At 63.5% G+C, this 18,635-nt stretch carries 18 protein-coding genes; 6 read left to right on the plus strand and 12 right to left on the minus strand.

Annotation, left to right across the window (positions count from 1 at the left end):
* Positions 1 to 134 precede the first annotated feature (134 nt).
* Positions 135 to 674, plus strand: coding sequence for a TRAP transporter small permease subunit (locus P6U30_RS22265; RefSeq protein WP_407165053.1), 540 nt, complete (start codon positions 135 to 137; stop codon positions 672 to 674).
* Positions 671 to 2,272 (plus strand): TRAP transporter large permease subunit, encoded by a 1,602-nt coding sequence (locus P6U30_RS22270; protein ID WP_407165054.1) that lies wholly within the window; start codon positions 671 to 673, stop codon positions 2,270 to 2,272. Before P6U30_RS22265 ends, P6U30_RS22270 begins: the two co-directional genes overlap by 4 nt.
* Before the next feature lie 26 nt (positions 2,273 to 2,298).
* Here the strand turns inward: P6U30_RS22270 and P6U30_RS22275 are convergent, their stop codons facing one another.
* From P6U30_RS22275 to P6U30_RS22305, 7 genes are all read right to left on the minus strand, one after another.
* The gene (locus tag P6U30_RS22275; RefSeq protein ID WP_407165055.1) at positions 2,299 to 3,630 is read right to left on the minus strand and encodes a sensor histidine kinase; all 1,332 of its coding nucleotides are present in this window, start codon (positions 3,628 to 3,630) and stop codon (positions 2,299 to 2,301) included.
* Between the two features lies 1 nt (position 3,631).
* Positions 3,632 to 4,306 (minus strand): response regulator transcription factor, encoded by a 675-nt coding sequence (locus tag P6U30_RS22280; protein WP_407165056.1) that lies wholly within the window; start codon positions 4,304 to 4,306, stop codon positions 3,632 to 3,634.
* Between the two features lie 418 nt (positions 4,307 to 4,724).
* Positions 4,725 to 5,813 carry a TRAP transporter substrate-binding protein gene (locus P6U30_RS22285; RefSeq protein ID WP_407165057.1) on the minus strand — a complete coding sequence of 363 codons (1,089 nt, stop codon included), beginning with the start codon at positions 5,811 to 5,813 and terminating at the stop codon, positions 4,725 to 4,727.
* A 214-nt stretch (positions 5,814 to 6,027) separates the two neighbouring features.
* Complete coding sequence (locus P6U30_RS22290) at positions 6,028 to 7,116, minus strand: TRAP transporter substrate-binding protein (RefSeq protein ID WP_407165058.1); 1,089 nt, start codon at positions 7,114 to 7,116, stop codon at positions 6,028 to 6,030.
* Positions 7,117 to 7,394: 278 nt separating this feature from the next.
* Positions 7,395 to 7,631 (minus strand): hypothetical protein, encoded by a 237-nt coding sequence (locus P6U30_RS22295; RefSeq protein WP_407165059.1) that lies wholly within the window; start codon positions 7,629 to 7,631, stop codon positions 7,395 to 7,397.
* 172 nt (positions 7,632 to 7,803) lie between these two features.
* Positions 7,804 to 8,937, minus strand: a complete 1,134-nt coding sequence (locus P6U30_RS22300; RefSeq protein WP_407165060.1) for an Mrp/NBP35 family ATP-binding protein — start codon at positions 8,935 to 8,937, stop codon at positions 7,804 to 7,806.
* A 56-nt stretch (positions 8,938 to 8,993) separates the two neighbouring features.
* On the minus strand, positions 8,994 to 9,431 hold the full coding sequence (locus P6U30_RS22305) for a VOC family protein (protein WP_407165061.1): 438 nt from the start codon (positions 9,429 to 9,431) through the stop codon (positions 8,994 to 8,996).
* 214 nt (positions 9,432 to 9,645) lie between these two features.
* Here P6U30_RS22305 and P6U30_RS22310 point away from each other — a divergent pair, with 214 nt between their 5' ends.
* From P6U30_RS22310 to P6U30_RS22325, 4 genes are all read left to right on the plus strand, one after another.
* Positions 9,646 to 10,518 (plus strand): NAD(P)-dependent oxidoreductase, encoded by an 873-nt coding sequence (locus P6U30_RS22310; protein WP_407165062.1) that lies wholly within the window; start codon positions 9,646 to 9,648, stop codon positions 10,516 to 10,518.
* Between the two features lie 241 nt (positions 10,519 to 10,759).
* The gene (locus P6U30_RS22315) at positions 10,760 to 12,364 is read left to right on the plus strand and encodes a sensor histidine kinase (RefSeq protein ID WP_407165063.1); all 1,605 of its coding nucleotides are present in this window, start codon (positions 10,760 to 10,762) and stop codon (positions 12,362 to 12,364) included.
* A 128-nt stretch (positions 12,365 to 12,492) separates the two neighbouring features.
* A complete protein-coding gene (locus P6U30_RS22320; protein ID WP_280972183.1) occupies positions 12,493 to 12,696 on the plus strand; it encodes a DUF1289 domain-containing protein in 204 nt (67 codons plus the stop codon).
* A 28-nt stretch (positions 12,697 to 12,724) separates the two neighbouring features.
* A complete protein-coding gene (locus tag P6U30_RS22325) occupies positions 12,725 to 13,294 on the plus strand; it encodes a TIGR02281 family clan AA aspartic protease (RefSeq protein ID WP_407165064.1) in 570 nt (189 codons plus the stop codon).
* A gap of 381 nt (positions 13,295 to 13,675) precedes the next feature.
* On the opposite strand, the gene P6U30_RS22330 is transcribed toward P6U30_RS22325, so the two are convergent.
* From P6U30_RS22330 to P6U30_RS22350, 5 genes are read right to left on the minus strand one after another with little or no spacing between them, the layout of a single operon-like run.
* Entirely contained in the window at positions 13,676 to 14,416 is a 741-nt protein-coding gene (locus P6U30_RS22330) for an ABC transporter ATP-binding protein (protein WP_407165065.1), read from the minus strand.
* Complete coding sequence (locus P6U30_RS22335; RefSeq protein WP_407165066.1) at positions 14,413 to 15,156, minus strand: ABC transporter ATP-binding protein; 744 nt, start codon at positions 15,154 to 15,156, stop codon at positions 14,413 to 14,415. Before P6U30_RS22335 ends, P6U30_RS22330 begins: the two co-directional genes overlap by 4 nt.
* Positions 15,157 to 15,158: 2 nt before the next feature.
* Positions 15,159 to 16,163 (minus strand): branched-chain amino acid ABC transporter permease, encoded by a 1,005-nt coding sequence (locus P6U30_RS22340; RefSeq protein WP_407165067.1) that lies wholly within the window; start codon positions 16,161 to 16,163, stop codon positions 15,159 to 15,161.
* Positions 16,160 to 17,029, minus strand: coding sequence for a branched-chain amino acid ABC transporter permease (locus P6U30_RS22345; protein WP_407165068.1), 870 nt, complete (start codon positions 17,027 to 17,029; stop codon positions 16,160 to 16,162). Before P6U30_RS22345 ends, P6U30_RS22340 begins: the two co-directional genes overlap by 4 nt.
* Before the next feature lie 40 nt (positions 17,030 to 17,069).
* A complete protein-coding gene (locus P6U30_RS22350) occupies positions 17,070 to 18,320 on the minus strand; it encodes an ABC transporter substrate-binding protein (protein WP_407165069.1) in 1,251 nt (416 codons plus the stop codon).
* Positions 18,321 to 18,635 lie beyond the last annotated feature (315 nt).

The following is an 18,635-nucleotide window of genomic DNA, read 5'->3' on the forward strand; positions in this document are numbered from 1 at the left end:
CGGATTTCGGGGGAGGACGGCCTTTTGCAACTGCTCCTGGAAAGTGAGCCGTGGCTCCGTGCGTATGCGCGCGGCGGCCCAGCGATGCTTGGCAAGATATTTGGCTCGCGCGCCGCGCGGCCGCGGAGATCGTGATGCGTCCATTGTTGGCTATCAGTACGGCCATTGACCAACTCAACGAGAAGATCGGCTATATCTGCAACCTGCTCGTCCTGATCGCCTGCCTGGTCAGCGCCGGCAATGCGATGATCCGCTACGCGTTCAGCTATTCCTCGAACGGCTGGCTGGAGGCGCAGTGGTACATGTTCGCCATCCTCGTGATGTTTGGCGCCTCCTACACCTTCAAGCGCAACGAGCATGTGCGGGTCGAGATCCTCTATCTGATGCTGTCCGAGCGCGGCCAGCTCTGGCTCGACATGATCGGCACGCTGTTCTTCCTGATCCCGGCCTGCCTGCTGCTCGCCTATCTGTCCTGGCCGTTCTTCTACCAGGCCTATGCGGTCGGTGAGATGAGCGGCAACGCCGGCGGCCTGCTGCGCTGGCCCATCAAGTTCGTTATCCCGTCCGGCTTCGTGATGCTCGCATTGCAAGGCGTCTCCGAGGTGATCAAGCGGATCGCCGCGCTGCAGGGCTATGTGACGATCGACGCGAAGTACGAGAGGCCGACGCAATGATCACCTTGGAGATGATGCCGCCCTTGATGTTCGGCGGCCTGATCGTTGCGATGTTGATCGGCTATCCGGTGGCGTTCACGCTCGCCGCGGTCGGCCTGTCGTTCGGCTTCCTCTCGATTTACCTCGGCTTCTTCGACCTGAACTTCCTGCAGGCGATCCCCGGCCGCATCTTCGGCAGCGTGCTGTCCAACGAGCTGCTGCTCGCGATCCCCTTCTTCACCTTCATGGGCTCGGTGCTGGAGCGATGCGGCTTGGCCGAGGACATGCTGGATTCGATGGGCCAGCTCTTCGGCCCGATCCGCGGCGGCCTCGGCTATTCCGTGATCATCGTCGGCTTCATCCTCGGCGCCATCACCGGCACGGTGGCGGCACAGGTGATCGCCATGGCGCTGATCTCGATGCCGGTGATGATCCGCTACGGCTACAACATCCGCTACATCACGGGCGTGCTGGCCGCCTCCGGCACCATCACGCAGTTGGTGCCGCCGTCGCTGGTCCTGATCGTGCTCGCCGATCAGCTCGGCAAATCGGTCGGCGATATGTATCTCGGCGCCTGGGGCCCGTCGGTGTTCCAGATCCTGCTGTTCGCCGGCTACACCTTCCTGCTCGGCATCATCAAGCCGAGCCACGTGCCCGCCGTGCCGAAGGAAGCGCGCACGCTGACCGGCTGGGCGCTGTGGAAGAAGTGCCTGCTCGGCATCATCCCCTCCGCCGTTTTGATCTTCGTGGTGCTCGGCACCATGATGATGGGCCTTGCGACCCCGACCGAGGCCGGCGCCATGGGCGCGGTCGGCGCGATCGTGCTCGCCGCCATCCATCACAAGGATTTCAGCGCGACCGGCAAGAAGGTGCTGGTCATAGGCGTGATCGCCGGCGGCATCGGCACCATCATTGCGATGCTCTACACGGAGAACCTGATCTTCAAGCTTGCCTTCGCGATCACCTATCTCGCGGTGGTCTGGATCTGCCTCGAGGCGGTGAAGATTCCGGACCTGCGCGACCTGATCAAGCAGGGGTACGAAACGACCATGCGCATCACCTGCATGGTCACCTTCATCCTGATCGGATCGACCTGCTTCTCGGTGGTGTTCCTCGGCGTATCCGGCGGCACCTGGCTGGAGCACCATCTGACGTCGCTGCCCGGCGGTGTCTGGGGCTTCCTGATCTTCATCAACCTCTTCATCTTCTTCCTGGCCTTCTTCCTCGACTTCTTCGAGATCGCCTTCATCATCCTGCCGATGATCGCACCGATTGCGCAGAAGGTGCTGGCGCCAGTGGTCGGCCCCGACGCGGCGCTGATCTGGTTCGGCGTGATGCTTTGCGTCAACATGCAGACCTCGTTCCTGCATCCGCCGTTCGGCTTTGCGCTGTTCTATCTGCGCGGCGTGGCGCCGAAGGAAGTGAAGAGCTCCGACATCTACTGGGGCGCGATGCCCTGGATCGGCCTGCAGGCGATCATGGTGATCCTAGTGATCGCCTTCCCGGTCACGGTCACCGGGCTGCTCGACAAGCCGCAGAACGTCGACCTCAACAAGGTCAAGATCGAGGTCCCGCAGATCGACCTGCCGCCGCTCGATTTCGGGCAGCCGAGTAAATAGCCGCACGCAAGACGCCGCGGACCTCCTCAGGAGGCCGCGGCCGGCGCTTCTCTCGCGAGGCGGAAGCTCAGCGTGAACTGGGCCCCGCCCTCGGGCAGATTCTCCACCTTGACGGTTGCTTCGTGGTCGTCGACCACGCCCTGCACGATCGAGAGCCCGAGCCCGGCACCGTCGGTGCGGCGGCGATCGCCGCGCCAGAAGCGCTGAAAGATCAGGCTCTGCTCACCGGGCGGAATGCCGGGCCCACAATCCCGCACCCGGACCGAGCCATCGTCACGCACCTCGACGTCGACCGAGGTCTCGTCCGCGGTGTATTTGATCGCATTCTCGGCGAGGTTGAAGATCGCCCGTTGCAGCATCTCGGCATTGCCCTTGACCGGCACCGGGTCCTCGGTGCCGCGCAACGCGATATCCTTCTGCCGGGCCAGCGCATAGGGCGCGATCGACCCGACCACCTCGGCGCACACGGCGCGCAGATCGGCGGTCTCGCCGGGATCGAGCACCAGCGTGTCGAGCTCGGCGATCTCCAGGAGCTGGCTGACGATGCGGCTCATGCTTTCGATGTCGGCATGCAGCTCCTCGGTGCCCTCGTCCGCCTTGAGCGTCTCGATCCGGGTCCTCAGGATCGCAAGCGGCGTGCGGAGCTGATGCGCGGCGTCCGCCGTGAACTGCCGTTGCACCCGAAAGCCGTCCTCGAGACGGTCGAAGGCTTGGTTCACGGCCGTCACCAGCGGCAGGATCTCGCTCGGAATCCGCTCCGTCGGCAGGCGGATGCCGGTGCGCGCCGGCCCGATATTCTTGGCCTCATCCGAGGCCCGCAACAGCGGCGCCACGGCGCGGCGGAAAATCACGATGTCGGTGGCGAGCAGGAGCAGCAGGGTCGGGATGGTGATCCAGCCGACCCGGCGGAAGAAATTGGCGACGATGTCGTCGGTGATGACGTCGCGGTGCGACAGGTCCTCGGCGACGTGGATGCGAACGGTCTCCCCTCCGACATTCCTGTATACGCTCGCGCCCGCGATCGTATCTGATGACGTCCGCCGTGATGGGCTGCTGCTGTGCGATGAAAACAGAACGCGGCCCGCGGCATCGTAGATATCGTAGCGGTAGCGGCCATAGGCCTCGGAATAGAGATCCTTCAGGCTCTCCGGCAGATTGAGCGCCACCTTGCCGTCGCGGTCGACGGCGAGCTTCTCGCCGAGCACGTCGGCCTGGTCGCGCATTGCCTCGCGATGCAATTGGTCGATTTCGGAATTCAGCAGCCACAGCAGCAGGACCGGCAAGAAGACCGCGGCGATCGTGACAGCAACGATGTGCAGAAACACGATCCGTGAGGTCAGCGACGTGAAGCGGAACACGCTACTTCTCCTCCGCCATCAGGTAGCCGACCCCGCGGATGGTGTGGATCGTGATCCTGGCATTGTGTTCGGCGAGCAGCTTGCGCAGCCGCGACACATACACCTCGACGGCGTTGGAGGCGACCTCGCCGGCAAGCCCGAAGATGTGGTCCTCGACGTTCTTCTTCGGCACCACCCGCCCCTGCCGCCGCAGCAAGATCTCGAGCACCGAGGTCTCACGCGAGGAAAACACGTGGGGGGCGCCATCGATGAACACCTGGCGGCTCTCGGTGTCGTAAACGAGATTGGCAAGGTTCAGCGAGGAGCCGAGCAACTGGCCAGGGCGGCGCAGGATCGCCTCGAGTCGCGCCACCAGCTCCTCAAGCGCGAACGGCTTGGCGAGATAATCGTCGGCGCCGCTGCGCAAGCCGTTGACTCGATCCTGCAACCCGTCGCGGGCGGTCAACACCAGCACCGGCAACGGGTCCGTCTTGCGGCGAAGCTCGGACAGCACCGACAAGCCGTCGCCGTCGGGCAGGCCGAGATCGAGGATCATGGCGGCATAGGTCACGCTGCGCAGCGCATCGCGCGCCTCGGCAACGCTATGCACGACATCCGCCTCATAACCTGCGGCCATCAGCCCGGAGGCCAACAGGCGCGACAGCTCGATGTTGTCCTCGACGATCAGAAGGCGCACCGTAGCAATCCTGTCTTCATTCAAGCACTCTTGTTGTACGTCCGATTGTGCCACACCAGCTACTCCGGACATTCCCGGGCCAACCATTCCGGGCAACTGCATCGCGCAAACGACGCGCATGTTTCAGACCGGCTAGCACGCGGATCATACGCTATGCTTTTCTGTACGACAGCTCAGAGGCTGCGAATTTATGTGGCGAAAGCGACGTAGCAATCCATGTTCCGCGCACGCGCGTGCGATGGAATTGCTTCGCGGAAGCCTGTCGTCGGGCGCGCATTCGCGCGACCCGTTGGCTCGCAATGACGGGACTGGCGACTTGCGTGTTCGAGAGCCGCGTCGCGTCGAGGACATGATCGCCGCAAGCAAAAACCCCGGGGCGTTGCCCCGGGGTCTTCGCATTGTGACAGGTTGGTCGCGATCAGGTCTGCGCGTGGCGGGCCATGAAATTGTCGTAGCCGACCTCGGCGACCTGGAACCATTGGTAGCCGCTGCTTGAATAGGCCGTCAGCGAATCCAGCACCTTCTTGAAGTTGGCGTTGCCGGCCGCGACCTCGGCGTGCAGCTCCCGCGCCGCCTTGAAACTCGCCTCCATGATCGGCGGCGAAAATGCGTGCAGCTTGGCGCCGCCGGCGAGTAGCTTCTTCATCGCCGTCGGATTCACCGTATCGTATTTCGCCATCATCCAGTTGTTGGCGAAATGACCGGCCTGATCGAGGATGTTCTGGTAAAATTTCGGCAGCGCGTTCCACTTGTCGAGGTTGATCATCGCCAGCAGCATCGGCCCGCCTTCCCACCAGCCGGGATAGTAGTAATGCGGCGCGACCTTGTGCAGGCCGAGCTTCTCATCGTCATACGGGCCGACCCATTCGGCGGCGTCGATGGTGCCCTTCTCCAGCGCCGGATAGATGTCGCCGCCGGCGAGCTGCTGCGGCACGCAGCCGAGCTTCTGCATGACGCGTCCGGCAAAGCCGCCGATGCGGAATTTCAGGCCCTTCAGATCATCGACCGTGTTGATCTCCTTGCGGAACCAGCCCCCCATCTGACAGGTGGTGTTGCCGGCAAGCAGCGAGGTGACGTTGTAGCTCTTGTAGAAGTCGTTGAGCAGCTCCTTGCCGCCTCCGAGCATGTACCAGGCCTGGTTGAGGCGCGCGTTCGGACCAAACGGCACCGCCGAGCCGAAGGTGAAGGTCGGGTCCTTGCCGAAGTAATAGTAGGACGCCGTGTGCCCCATCTCGACCGTACCGTTCTGCACGGCGTCGAGCACCTGCAGGCCGGGCACGATCTCGCCGGCGGCAAAGGTCTGGATCTGGAATTTGTTGTCGGTCGCCTCGCCGACGACCTTGGCCATGACCTCGGCGCCGCCGTGCAGCGTGTCGAGCGATTTCGGCCAGCTCGTGGTCATGCGCCATTTGATCTCCGGCATCGACTGCGCGATCGCCGGCGCCGCAACCGTTGCCGCACCCGCGACGCCCAATCCGGTGACCTTGATGAAATCCCTACGCTTCATGCGAGTTCTCTCCCCTGTGTTGCTGTGTCAGGGCGCCGACTGTTTCGTCGTGACCGCCCGCTTTTCTTGGTCGTCGCGATCAATCGCCGATCGCGCGCCGCCTTCGTGCCGAGGCTTGGACGCGAGCATGGAACATCCCCTTCCCGAACGCCAGACGCAAAAAGCCCGGCCTTCTGGCGAAGGCCGGGCTACTTAAGTCGAGCTGTGAGGGGGATCAGCCGCGGGTGCGCGAGCGGATCATGAAGCTGTCGAAGGTATATTCGGCGACCTGCCACCACAGATACTGATCGGAGCGGTAGGCCTGCATGGCCTCGATCGACTTCTTGAAGTCGGGGTTCTTGGCCGAGATTTCGCCCCACAGCTCGTTGGTCGCCTTGAGACAGGCCTCGAGCACCTCGTTGGTGAACGGACGCAACTGCGTGCCGCCGGCGACCAGCCGCTTCAGTGCCGACGGGTTCTGCATGTCGTAGCGCGCAGCCATCCAGCTATTGGCGTTGGCGCAGGCGTTGGTCAGGATGGCCTGATAGTTCTTCGGCAGCGCGTTCCACTTTTCGAGGTTGCAGTAGGCGTGCACGGTCGGGCCGCCTTCCCAGAAGCCCGGATAGTAGTAGTACTTCGCGACCTTCTGGAAGCCGAGCTTCTCGTCATCATAGGGGCCGACCCACTCGGCGGCGTCGATGGTGCCCTTCTCCAGCGCCGGATAGATGTCGCCGCCGGCGAGCTGCTGCGGCACCACGCCGACCTTCTGCAGGACCTGGCCGGCGATACCGCCGATGCGGAATTTCAGGCCGGAAAGATCGGCAACGGTCTTGATCTCCTTGCGGAACCAGCCGCCCATCTGGGTGCCGGTGTTGCCGCAGGGGAAACCGATCACGCCGAACTTCTTGAAGAACTCGTTGCCGAGCTCCTGACCGCCGCCCTGGTACCACCAGGAATTCTGCATGCGGGCGTTGAGGCCGAACGGGACCGAGGCGTAGATCGCGAAGGTCGGATCCTTGCCGACATAGTAGTAGGCGACCGTGTGCGACATCTCGACCGTGCCGTTGGAGGTCGCATCCAGCGCCTGCAGGCCCGGGACGATCTCGCCGGCCGCGAACACCTGGATCTGGAACTTGTTGTCGGTCATCTCGGCGACGTACTTCGCGACCTGGTCCGCGCCGCCATAGATGGTGTCAAGCGACTTCGGGAAGCTCGAGGTCAAGCGCCACTTGATTTCCGGGGAGGACTGCGCGATCGCCGGCGAGGCAACGGCCGTCGCGGCAGCACCGGCCGCAGAAACTTTCAAAAAATCACGACGCTTCATCGTAAGGCATCTCCTTGAGGGGCGTTTCCCACTGACTGCAAGCCTCTCCTCCGGCGAAAAGGCAGCCGGGGCGCTCTCGCGGGCCCTTTAACACGGAAGCGACTTCACGGAAACGCGACAATGGCATGACTGCGCCAATTAAACGAAAGTCTGATGACGCGGAAATATGCCGGGAAATGCAGGCTCAGGCCGCGGCCATGACAGCTCGCAGCAACTCGCGGACCTTGGGGCCGGTCGCGCGGTAAATCGCCGCGTGCGGGCGGGACTCCCCGGGGCAATCAGCGCCGCGTCGTCTCCCGCGACTTCTTGGCTTGATTGGCCAAATGTCGCCCGCGTCGAATCCAACTCTGCGCGGTCGTCTTGCTGACGCCAAACGTCTTCGCGATCGCCATGGCGGCCTCGCCGATCGAGTCGGATTTCTTTGCAATGTTGAACGCCATGCGGGACGCCTCTTCGCGCTTCTCCCGCGTCAGATGTTTGCGGCGTTCTTTCTTTGCTTCGCGTGCTGCTGCCATGTCGACGCTCGCCAGACGGCCCTTCCCACAGTTTGGGCTTCACTCGTGGCCGCCTTCAACTGGTGGGAATGGTGGTACGATTCGGCCGATGCTGTACAAACGTACAGCACTGAACCGATTCAGCAATCGTCCGGGACGACGGGCCTGTGAAGAAAGCCGCCGGGGCGCGGCCTCAGGCCGCGGCAATGACGCCTTGGAGCTGGTCGCGGACCTTGGCGCCGATCGCGCGGTAAATCGCCGCGTGCGGGCCGTCCGGCTCGCTCGCGACCACCGGGTTACCGGAATCGGAGGTGGTGCGGATCGCCATATGCAGCGGGATTTCGCCGAGGAACGGCACGCCCAGCCGCTCGGCCTCGTGGCGGGCGCCGCCGTGACCGAAAATGTCCGAGCGCGTGCCGCAATGCGGGCATTGGAAATAGCTCATGTTCTCGACAATGCCGAACACGGGCACGTTGACCTTCTTGAACATGGCAAGGCCGCGCCGCGCGTCGATCAGCGAGAGGTCTTGCGGCGTCGAGATGATGATGGCGCCCTTGAGCGGAACGTTCTGCGCCAGCGTGAGCTGGGCATCGCCGGTGCCCGGCGGCATGTCGACGACCAGCACATCGAGCGTGCCCCAGGCAACGTCGCGCAACATCTGGGTGATCGCCGACATCACCATCGGCCCGCGCCAGATCATCGCGGTGTCCTCCTCGACCAGGAAGCCGATCGACATGATCGACAAGCCGAAGCGGTTGAGCGGAATCATCTTCTTGTCGTCGTTGAGCTGCGGCTTCTCGCGGATGCCGGTCAGCCGCGGCACCGACGGCCCGTAGATGTCGGCGTCGAGCAGACCGACGCGCAGGCCAAGATCGCGCAGGCCGAGCGCAAGGTTGAGCGCGGTGGTCGACTTGCCGACCCCGCCCTTGCCGGAGGCGACCGCGATGACCGCGGAGATGCCGGGGATCTCGGCCTGCCGCGCCATAGGCGAGCCAGCCGCGCCTTGCGGCGGATGGCGATGCGCCGACGCGGGCGGAACACCGCCTGGCGGGCGCGCCGGCGGCGCTCCTGCACTCCCCGGTTTGCGCTCCGCGGTCAGCGCGACCATCGCGACGCTGACGCCGGGAATGGCACGCACGGCGGTCTCGGCCTCGGCCCGCACGCTCTCCCAGGCGCGGGCCTCGGCGGCATCGACGTTGATCGAGAAGAACACCTTGCCGTCGGTGACCGTGACCGCCGACAGCACATTGGCGTTGGTCAAGGCGACGCCGCGCGGCGACATCACCTTGGCAAGGCAATCGAGGACCTGTTGTTGCGTCACGCTCACCGCGCATCTCCTAAAGCAGTTCGGATGCGACCCTTAGAGCGTTGCGGCGCAAAAGGCTACCTCGCTCCGACGTCGTCTTGACGCTCGGCCGGGGCCGCACCGGCCTCTTCCTTGGCGGCCTCGTAGTTCAGCTCGATCATGACCCCGTTGGGATCGTTCACGAAGATCTGCCAGAGATCGCCGCCCGGAACCTGGCGCGAGTCGAATTCCATGCCCTTGGACTGCAGGCGGTTCTTCATGCCGGCGAAGCCGTAGCTGGCAAAGGCGACATGATGGACGACGCCCGAATCCGGCTTTTGTGCCTCGTCGGTCTTCGAAATATCGACCAGATGCACCACGGCCTTGCCCTCGCTGTACATCCACGCGCCGGGAAACGCGAAGTTCGGCCGCGGGCCCTTTTCCAGGCCCAGAATGTCCTCATAGAACCGCACCGTATCGGCGAGATTCCTGGTCCTGATGTTGAAATGGTCGAGCACGCCCACGCTCACGCCCATGCGAAACACTCCCCTTTTTGTGAGGTTCTTTGGTACCCCGATCCTAGCACGAAACCCGCGGGCGCCGCCAAACGAAGCCGTTGCCCTCCGCCGCTGAGGGGGTATGGTGCGGCTCCCTCCATGGACGGAATGCCCCGCCCGCGCCCCAGGACTTGCCGGCGCGGCCTTGGGGCGATCACCAAGGCAAATACCAAGACAAAACAAGGTAGCAGACATGGCTAAAGTCGCTTTTCTCGGTCTCGGCGTGATGGGTTTCCCGATGGCGGGGCACCTCGTGAAAAAAGGTGGCCACGAGGTGACCGTGTACAACCGGACCGCAGCGAAGGCGAAGGACTGGGCCGACAAGTTCGGCGGCAAGAGCGCACCGACGCCGAAGGCTGCCGCCGAAGGTCAGGACTTCGTGATGTGCTGCGTCGGCAATGATAACGACCTGCGCGCGGTCACGATCGGCCCCGACGGCGCCTTCGCCGGCATGAAGAAGGGCGCGACCTTCGTCGACCACACCACCGCTTCCGCCGAGGTCGCCCGCGAGCTCGACGCCGCCGCCACCAAGGGCGGCTTCAAGTTCGTCGACGCGCCGGTGTCCGGCGGCCAGGCCGGCGCCGAGAACGGCGTGCTGACGGTGATGTGTGGCGGCGCCGAAGATGCTTACGCGGGCGCGGAGCCGATCATCACCGGCGCCTATGCGCGGATGTGCAAGCGGCTCGGACCGGCAGGCGCCGGCCAGTTGACCAAGATGGTCAACCAGATCTGCATCGCCGGCCTCGTGCAGGGCCTGTCGGAGGGCATCCACTTCGCCAAGAAGTCCGGCCTCGACGTTGCCGACGTGATCGAAACCATCTCCAAGGGTGCCGCGCAATCCTGGCAGATGGAAAACCGCTACAAGACCATGAACGAGGGCAAGTACGATTTCGGCTTCGCCGTCGAGTGGATGCGCAAAGACCTCTCGATTGCGCTGGCGGAAGCCCGCCGCAACGGCGCCACTCTGCCGGCGACCGCGCTGGTCGATCAATTCTATGCCGAGGTCGAGAAGATGGGCGGCAGGCGCTGGGACACGTCGAGCCTGCTCGCCCGGCTGCAGCGCTAAATCCTTCGCAGAACGAACCGGCGCAGGCGCGGCGTAACCGCGCCTGGCCGTCCGCCATCGACGGTCCACAGAGCGACCGTGCAACGGGCTTTGCGCGGTCGGCTCAACGCACGGCCAAAAGTTAATTTAACTCCCCGTTAACGTGTTTCTTTAGCTCTTTAAGTTATCGCTTAATGATTTGGCGTCACAGATAGACGATGCAAAAAGCTCGCGCGGTTCGCGAGCAGGATTTGTGTTGTTTATGAGTAATCCCGCAGAAAAGCCTGAAGTTGTACAGCTTCCGGCAGGGCCTCAGGTGGCGGCGCCGGTGAACAGCCGACGCGCCTCCGCGCAGCGGGTGCGCGAAGCGCGCGATCGGTTAACGTCGACCAGTGGAACCCGCCCCGCCTTCGACGCCGAACTGCTCAGACAATACGCCCAGACCAGGATGTCGGCATCCTACGTCGTCATGCTGCTGGTGGTTGCAACCGGCGTGCTGTTTGGCTTCTGGATGCGGCCGATCGTGGCCGCTGCGTGGACCTGCGGCATGCTCTGTATCCACGCCGCGATCATTCGCGGTTGCTCCCGCTTCCTCGCCGAGCAGCCCTCGGTCGCGGTGACCCGCAAATGGCGCACGCGCTTCGTCCTGCTCGACCTGCTCTACGGCTTGTGCTGGACCGCGATCCTGATGCATCCCGCCGGCCGCGACCTCGCCTCCAACACGCTGATGATGTTCCTGATGCTGCTGGTGATCGCAGTGTCGAGCATGCTGGCGGCGAGCCTGCCGATCGCCGCGCTCGCCGCGACGATCCCGGTGACGGTGGCGATCGCGCTTGATCTGGTGCTGAGGGGCTCTTTCGACAATTACGTGCTGGCGCTGCTGGCGCTCGCGGCCGAAGGTTACTTTGCGCTGCTCGCCCACCGCCTGCATTCGACCACGCTCGCGACGCTGGAGGCACGTGCCGAAAAGGACGCGCTGATCGGCGAACTGGAACAGGCCAAGGCGATCTCCGACGAGGCGCGGCATCGTGCCGAATCCGCCAACGTCGCCAAGTCGCGCTTCCTCGCCCAGATGAGCCACGAGCTGCGCACGCCGCTCAATGCGATCCTCGGCTTCTCCGAAGTGATGAAGAGCGAGATCTTCGGCGCGCATACGGTGCCGGTCTACCGGGAATATTCCGCCGACATCCATAATTCCGGCGTGCACCTGCTCAACCTCATCAACGAGATCCTCGACCTGTCGCGCATCGAAGCCGGCCGCTACGAGCTGAACGAGGAAGCCGTGGCGCTGGTGCATGTCGTCGCCGACTGCCACCATCTCCTGAAGCTGCGCGCCTCGAGCCGCGGCATCACCATCCACGAGGTGTTCGAGCACGGCATGCCGCGCATCTGGGGTGACGAGCGCGCCATCCGCCAGGTCGTGCTCAACCTGCTCTCCAACTCGATCAAGTTCACCCCGCAGGGCGGCGAGATCTGGCTGAAGGTCGGCTGGACCGCGTCGGGCGGACAATATCTGAGCGTCAAGGACACCGGTTCCGGGATCGCCGAAGACGAGATTCCCGTTGTGCTGGCCTCGTTCGGCCAGGGTTCCAACTCGATCAAGTCGGCCGAACAAGGCGCGGGTCTCGGGCTGCCGATCGCCAAGAGCCTGATCGACATGCATGGCGGCACCTTCACGCTGAAATCGAAGCTGCGGATCGGCACCGAGGTGATCGTCACGTTCCCGCCGGAGCGGGTCATGAGCGCGCTGGCGCCGATGTCGGAGGATGCGCCGCCGATGCAGCCGGAGCCCGTGGTGAGCTCAGCGAGCGGCGACCGGCAGCGTGTACGCCGCAGGTCGATCATGAGTGCAGGCACCGGACTGTAGAGCATGGCGCGGAAAGGTGCGATGCGGTTTTCCGAAGATCATGCTCTGGACAAGCAGCAGAAGCGCGAGGCGAACCATTGCGGTTCGACCCGCTTGTGCAAGCGGCTGAAACCGTTCAACACTGAAGAATGAGCTCAGAAACGCCGTGTATCGCAGTCTGCATGATGGACCCCAGGACCAAGCTCTGCTTCGGATGCGGTCGCACGCTTCCCGAGATCGCGCGCTGGCACAAGATGGACAGTGCGGAGCGGTTGGCGGTGATGGCACTGCTGCCGGCGCGCATGGCGGATGCCGGGCTCGAGCGCATGGAGCCGCGTCCGAAACGCGCCTGAGCCTGCGCGGGATGCGCGGAGGCGCACGATGAGCCGCATTCTCCTCGTCATCCTGCTGCTGATGGCGACCGCCGGTGCGGTCGTCGCCTATGGCGATCCCAACCAGATCGCGCGCGCCAGAGAAAACATCTCGCAAATCCTCGGCCGGAGCAGCGGCGGCGGCAATCCGTCCGCAGCCCCTGCGGTTGAGATCGCACGCAGCCAGGGCGGCGAGTTCGCATTCCGCGCCAAGATCAACGGGGTCAGCGCACCAATGGTGATCGACACCGGCGCGACCTCGGTCGTGCTGACCTGGGAAACGGCGAAGGCGATCGGTCTGCCGACCGAGATGCTCGAATACAACGTCGATCTCGAGACCGCCGGCGGTCACACCAAGGCGGCGCGGCTGACGCTCGATCGGCTCGCTGTCGGAAAGCTCGTCGAGAAATCGGTGCCGGCGCTGGTGGTCCAGCGCGGCCAGATGAAGACCAATCTGCTCGGCATGAGCTTCCTCGACCGGCTCGAAAGCTGGGGCGTGCGCGCCGACAAGCTGATGCTGACCGGCTACCCCGAACTGTCCGCGCACAGTCATCGGCGCCCGCGCACGGCGGTCGATTAAAGCATGATGGGATTACCTTGACCTGACACAGCGCGAAAGGTCACCTCTCCCTTGGGAGAGGTCGATTTGCGCAGCAAATCGGGTGAGAGGTTACGGTCGATCGAGAGGCCAAGACCCCTCACCCGGATTGCTTCGCAATCCGACCTCTCCCCGATGGGGAGAGGTGGGCCGAAGCCGCAGCGAGTCGCTTCAACTCAAATTCATCCCGCTTCAGCGCCGTCGTTGCGACCTCAGACCCGCTTCTGATGGAAGCGATAAAGCAGGATGCCGAGCGTGATCGCGGCAACCACGTAGAACGCCAGGGCATCTGTGTTGGGATGTCCCTCGAAAAAGGCCAGCATCATTCCCCTCCTCGCCATGAAAATCGCGGATGTGTCGGCATCATCGCAGTGCGCCCTGCTGCTCGCCCACGGCCCATTCCTTTGCACTCGCGCCGGCCATCGAGCGGACGCGCTCCTCGTCGTTTGCGAGTTCCGCGGCGCTGCCGCTGTAGATGATGGCGCCGTCGTCCAGCACATAGGCGCGATCGGCGATGGCGAGGCTGACGCGAACATTCTGCTCGACCAGCAGCACGGAGATCCCCTCCTTGCGCATCGTCTGAATGATCTGGAAGACTTCCTTGACGATCAGCGGAGCGAGCCCCTGGCTCGGCTCGTCCAGCAGAAGCAGCTTGGGATTGAGCAACAATACTCGCGCGATCGAAAGCATCTCCTGCTCACCGCCCGACAACTGACGGCCGCGACTGTCCCGCCGCTCGGCGAGACGCGGAAAGGTCTTGAAGACGCGCATGGTGTCCCAAGGACCGGGCCGCGCGACCGGCACCCGCAAATTGTCCTCGACGGTCAGGTTGGCGAAGATCTTGCGGCCTTCCGGCACGTAACCCACGCCGAGCGCCGCCACCTGATAGGGTGACATCCGGGTCGCGTCGATGCCGAACAGGGTCACACTGCCCTCGCGCGGCGGCGTCAGTCCCATGATGCTGCGCAGCGTTGTCGTCTTGCCGGCTCCGTTGCGGCCAAGCAGCACGACGATCTCGCCTTCGTTCACGGTCAGGCCGACATTGTGCAGGATATGGCTCTTGCCATAGAACGTTTGCAGCCCCGCGACCGTCAGCGGCGTCATCGGCTCTCTCCAAGATAAGCTGCCTGCACCGCTTCGGAGGCTGCGATCTCGTCAGGCCGCCCCTCGGCAAGTAAGCCGCCCTGATCGAGCACCGTGATGTAGTCGGCCAGGTGGAACACCACGCGCATGTCGTGCTCGATCAGCACGATGGTGTAACTTCTTTCCCTGTGCAGGCGACGAATGAGGGTCGTGATCTCGTAAGTCTCCTGGTCGCCCATGCCGGCGGTCGGCTCATCGAGCAGCAGCAGGCGCGGAAGCTGCGCCAGCGCCATCGCGATCTCGGTGGTCCGCTGGTCGCCGTGAGAGAGTTCGCCGACCAGCCGGTCAGCCTTGGCGCTGAGCCCCACGAGCGCCAGCATTTCAGCCGCGACGTCGTTGGCGAGCTTTGCGTCGGCCCGGTTCGGCAGCATGTGCAACGTCTGTTGCGCCGCGACCTCGGCCGCGGTGAGCACGTTCTCGTGGACGGTCAGTTCCGGAAACACTTCGGTGATCTGGAACGTGCGTCCCATGCCGAGTCCGACCCGCAGGTGCGCCGGCAGGCGCGTCACGTCCTTGCCTTGAAAGAGGATCGATCCCCTGGTCGGCGGAAAGTAGCCGCTGATCATGTTGAAGAAGGTCGTCTTGCCCGCCCCGTTCGGGCCGATGATGGCGCGCAGCTCGCCCGGCCTGACGGACATCGAGACGTCTTTCACGGCCACCAGGTTGCCGAACCGCTTGGTGATATTGCGAACCTCGAGCATGGTCACACCGACTTGCGTATCCGCCGCATGCCGAGCAGGCCGCGCGGGAAGAACAGCACCACGATCACGAAGATCGCGCCGACAAAGGACATCCAGTTCACGGTCATCGACGAGATGTAGTCCTGCAACACCACGAACACGGTTGCACCGACCAGCGGTCCCCAAAACGTCCGCATGCCGCCCATCACGCACATCACGACCAGATAGCCGGACAGCGAGTAGTGCAGCGCCAGGGGATCGGCGAAGTTGTTGAGGAGCGCATAGAGGGTGCCGGCAAGCGCGGTGAAGAAGCAGGAGATCGAGAACGACAGCCAGATTTGTCGTTCGACCGGAATCGCCAGGAAGCGCGCGCGGCGCTCGTTCTCCCGGATTGCCCGCAAGGTGTGGCCGAACGGAGAGCGCACCAGAAGGCCCATCAAGCCCACGGCGAGCGCGAAGACGGCGAGAAGGAAGAAATAGAATCTGTTGCCGCCGTCGGTGATGTCGAGCGTCAGCGGACCAAACCCGATCGGCTCGCGGTGAAAATCGCGCAGGCCGTCAAAGCCGCCGGTAAAGTCGTTCCAGCTATAGGCGAGATAGTACCAGAGCTGCCCGAACGCGATCGTGCACATCGCAAAGTAGACGCCGCGGCGGCGCACGATCAGAAGACCGAACAGCGTCCCGGCCAATCCACCCAGCAGCGTCCCCAACAGCATGGCGAGCGGCGTGCTGTGCACGAGATATCGCAAGGTGAGCCCGGCCCCATAGGCGCCAAGGCCAAAATAGGCGGCGTGGCCGAAGCTCAAGACACCGGTGAAGCCCAGCAGCAGATTCAGTCCCATCGCGGCAAGTCCGAACACCAGCACGCGTCCGGCGAGCGCGGTGTAGCCGCCGAGCAAGGGGAGCCAGTACGGCACCGCGAGCAGGACGGCCCAGACGACGGCGAGCATGACCCATCTCGGAACTGCAGGCGTCCGCTTTGGACTCATCGCCGCGGCGGTTGCGCTGCTGCCGACGTCGGTGCTCATGCCATCATTCCTTCCTCGCCCATCAGACCTCGGGGACGAACGAGAAGCACGATCATCATGATGGCATAGATCACGGCCTCACTTGCCGAAGGATAGAAGACTGTGGTGAGCGCCGCGGCCACTCCAATCAGCAGCCCACCGAACAGCGTGCCGATCAGGCTGCCGACGCCGCCGACGATGATCGCGATGAAGCTCGGCATCAGCAGATCGTCGCCCATATTGGGATTGAGGCCGATCTGCCCGGCGGCCAGCACCCCGCTCAAGCCGGCGAGCAGGCAGCCAAGCGCGAAATTGAACGTGCGTAACAGGCTGATGTTGACCCCGAGCGACGCCACCGTCTCGAGATCAAGCGTGCCCGCCCGGATGCGTATGCCGACTTGGGTGTAGCGCAGGAAGGCGAACAGTCCGGCCACCGCAATGATGACGACGCCGACCATGAAGACGCGGTACCAGGTGATGAAGAACAGTGTCGCGCTGATCGGCTGCGACAGGAACTCCGGCAATCCGAGCGGCAACCCGTTCGGTCCCCAGATATAGCGGGCGGCATCCTGCATCACGAAGGCGAAGCCGAAGGTCAGCAACAGGCTATAGACCGGATCCCGGTTATAGACGCGCCGGATCATCAGCCGCTCGACCGCAAGACCTATCAGCGCCGTGATGAAGGGCGAGACCAGCAACGCGCCCCAGTAACCCAGCGCCGGCGACAAGGTGAAAGCAAGGTAGCCGCCGAGCGCCAGGAAGTTGCCGTGCGCGAAGTTGATGACGTTGCTGAGGTTGAGGATCAGGGACAGGCCCAGCGCCATCAGCACGTAGAATGCACCGATGATCAGACCATTGGTGACGTTGAAAAGTATGACCTGGATCATCCCGCCCTCGGCTCTGGTGACTATTCAGCCAGCGCTTCGGTCAGGCCGGCGCCACCATCTTGCAGCCGGTGTCGGCCACCGAGCCCGCAGCCTCATCGCCCGGGACGAGCGCGGAGACAGTGAACAGGTCATCCGGTTCACCCTTCGGCGGATGAACTTCGCCGACGAAGATATTCGGCATCAATTCATGATCTCCCGCGCGATAGCGCACCTTGCCCGGTTGCAGCGCGACATCCGGCGGCAGCTCGAGGTCCTCCAGCGCCTTCGCCATCTTCGGACCTTCAAGGGACTTCGCTTTCTCTGCGGCAAGCCGGACCGTGTGCATCCCCACGTAGCCGAACCAGTCGCGCGCAGTGGGCGTCTTCTTGGTGGCCGCGCGGAAATCGCTCACAAACTTCACGACCTCGGGCACCTTGGGCTGGTTCCACCACCACTCCATGACCCACCAGCCGGTCTGCGCATCAGGCGGACATCCCTTGACGCTTTCCAGCTCGAACAGCGCACCGCCCAGTGCCATTTCCTTCTGCATTCCGAACTGGGTGAATTGCTTCATGCAATTGATCTGTGTCAGGCCGCCCATGTTGTTGAGCAGAACGTTCGGCTTGTAGGCCTTCGCCTTGATCAAGGTCGCGGAGAAATCGGTGTTGTTGATCGGGAGCATATCGCCCTCGAATGTTCCGCCGGCCTTCTTCAGCGCTTTGATGAAGGCGTCCTGCAAGGTGTGGCCGTAGGCATAGTCCGGCGTGATGAAGAACCACTTCTTGCCGAACTTCTTCACCAGTTCCGGCGTGACGGCATTGGCGTCCATCGTCGTGGTGTTGCAGATGCGGAACACGTTCCACTTGCAGCTCGTCCCGGTAATCGGATCGGTGTGACCGCCAGGAACGATGTGAAAGATATTCTTCTCGTTGGTCACCTGCGACATCGCATAGGCGATGCCGGAATTCACGTCACCGAGGATGACTGCGACATTGTCGCGATCGATCAGCTTCCGGGTCTTCTGCACCCCGGTGCCGACATCGTTCGCGGAATCTTCGACGAGGAGTTGGACCTGGCGACCGAGAATGCCGCCCTTCTTGTTGAGTTCGGCTTCGGCATATCGGGCGCCGTCGACCTCACTCTGCGCCAGCGCGGAAAGCACGCCGGTCAGTGGATTGACCATTCCGATCTTGACCGGCTCGTCCGCGAGCGACTTGACGATGAAGGGCGCGCCAATCGCCTGGCTGCTGGCCAAAGCCAATCCGGACTTGATGAGCGTGCGACGATTGATCGACAACCGAATCGTAGCCATTCCAGACCTCCCGGTTTTGCAGTTTTTCGCGGACGTTATTTCATGAAGACAAGGTCACTCCGGCTGCTCCAAGTGATCGTGAAGAGATCACGATCTCAGAGATCAAGGGCGATTTGACATCGCTGTTTGGAATTGGGCGCGCGAGGCGGCTGGCTCTTCTTTCCGCATCGCAGGATGCGGCAGTCGCGGCGCTCCGATGCGGCAGATTGCCCCACTCCTCCTGCGGCACAAATCCACAATTCGTCTAACCGGATGCGGATGTAGCGCCCGGGCCGCCGCCGGCGGTGTCACACACCGAAACGGCAGCCAACGTTT

Origin of the sequence: Bradyrhizobium sp. ORS 111 (assembly GCF_045571485.1) — a bacterium.
Lineage (GTDB): Bacteria > Pseudomonadota > Alphaproteobacteria > Rhizobiales > Xanthobacteraceae > Bradyrhizobium.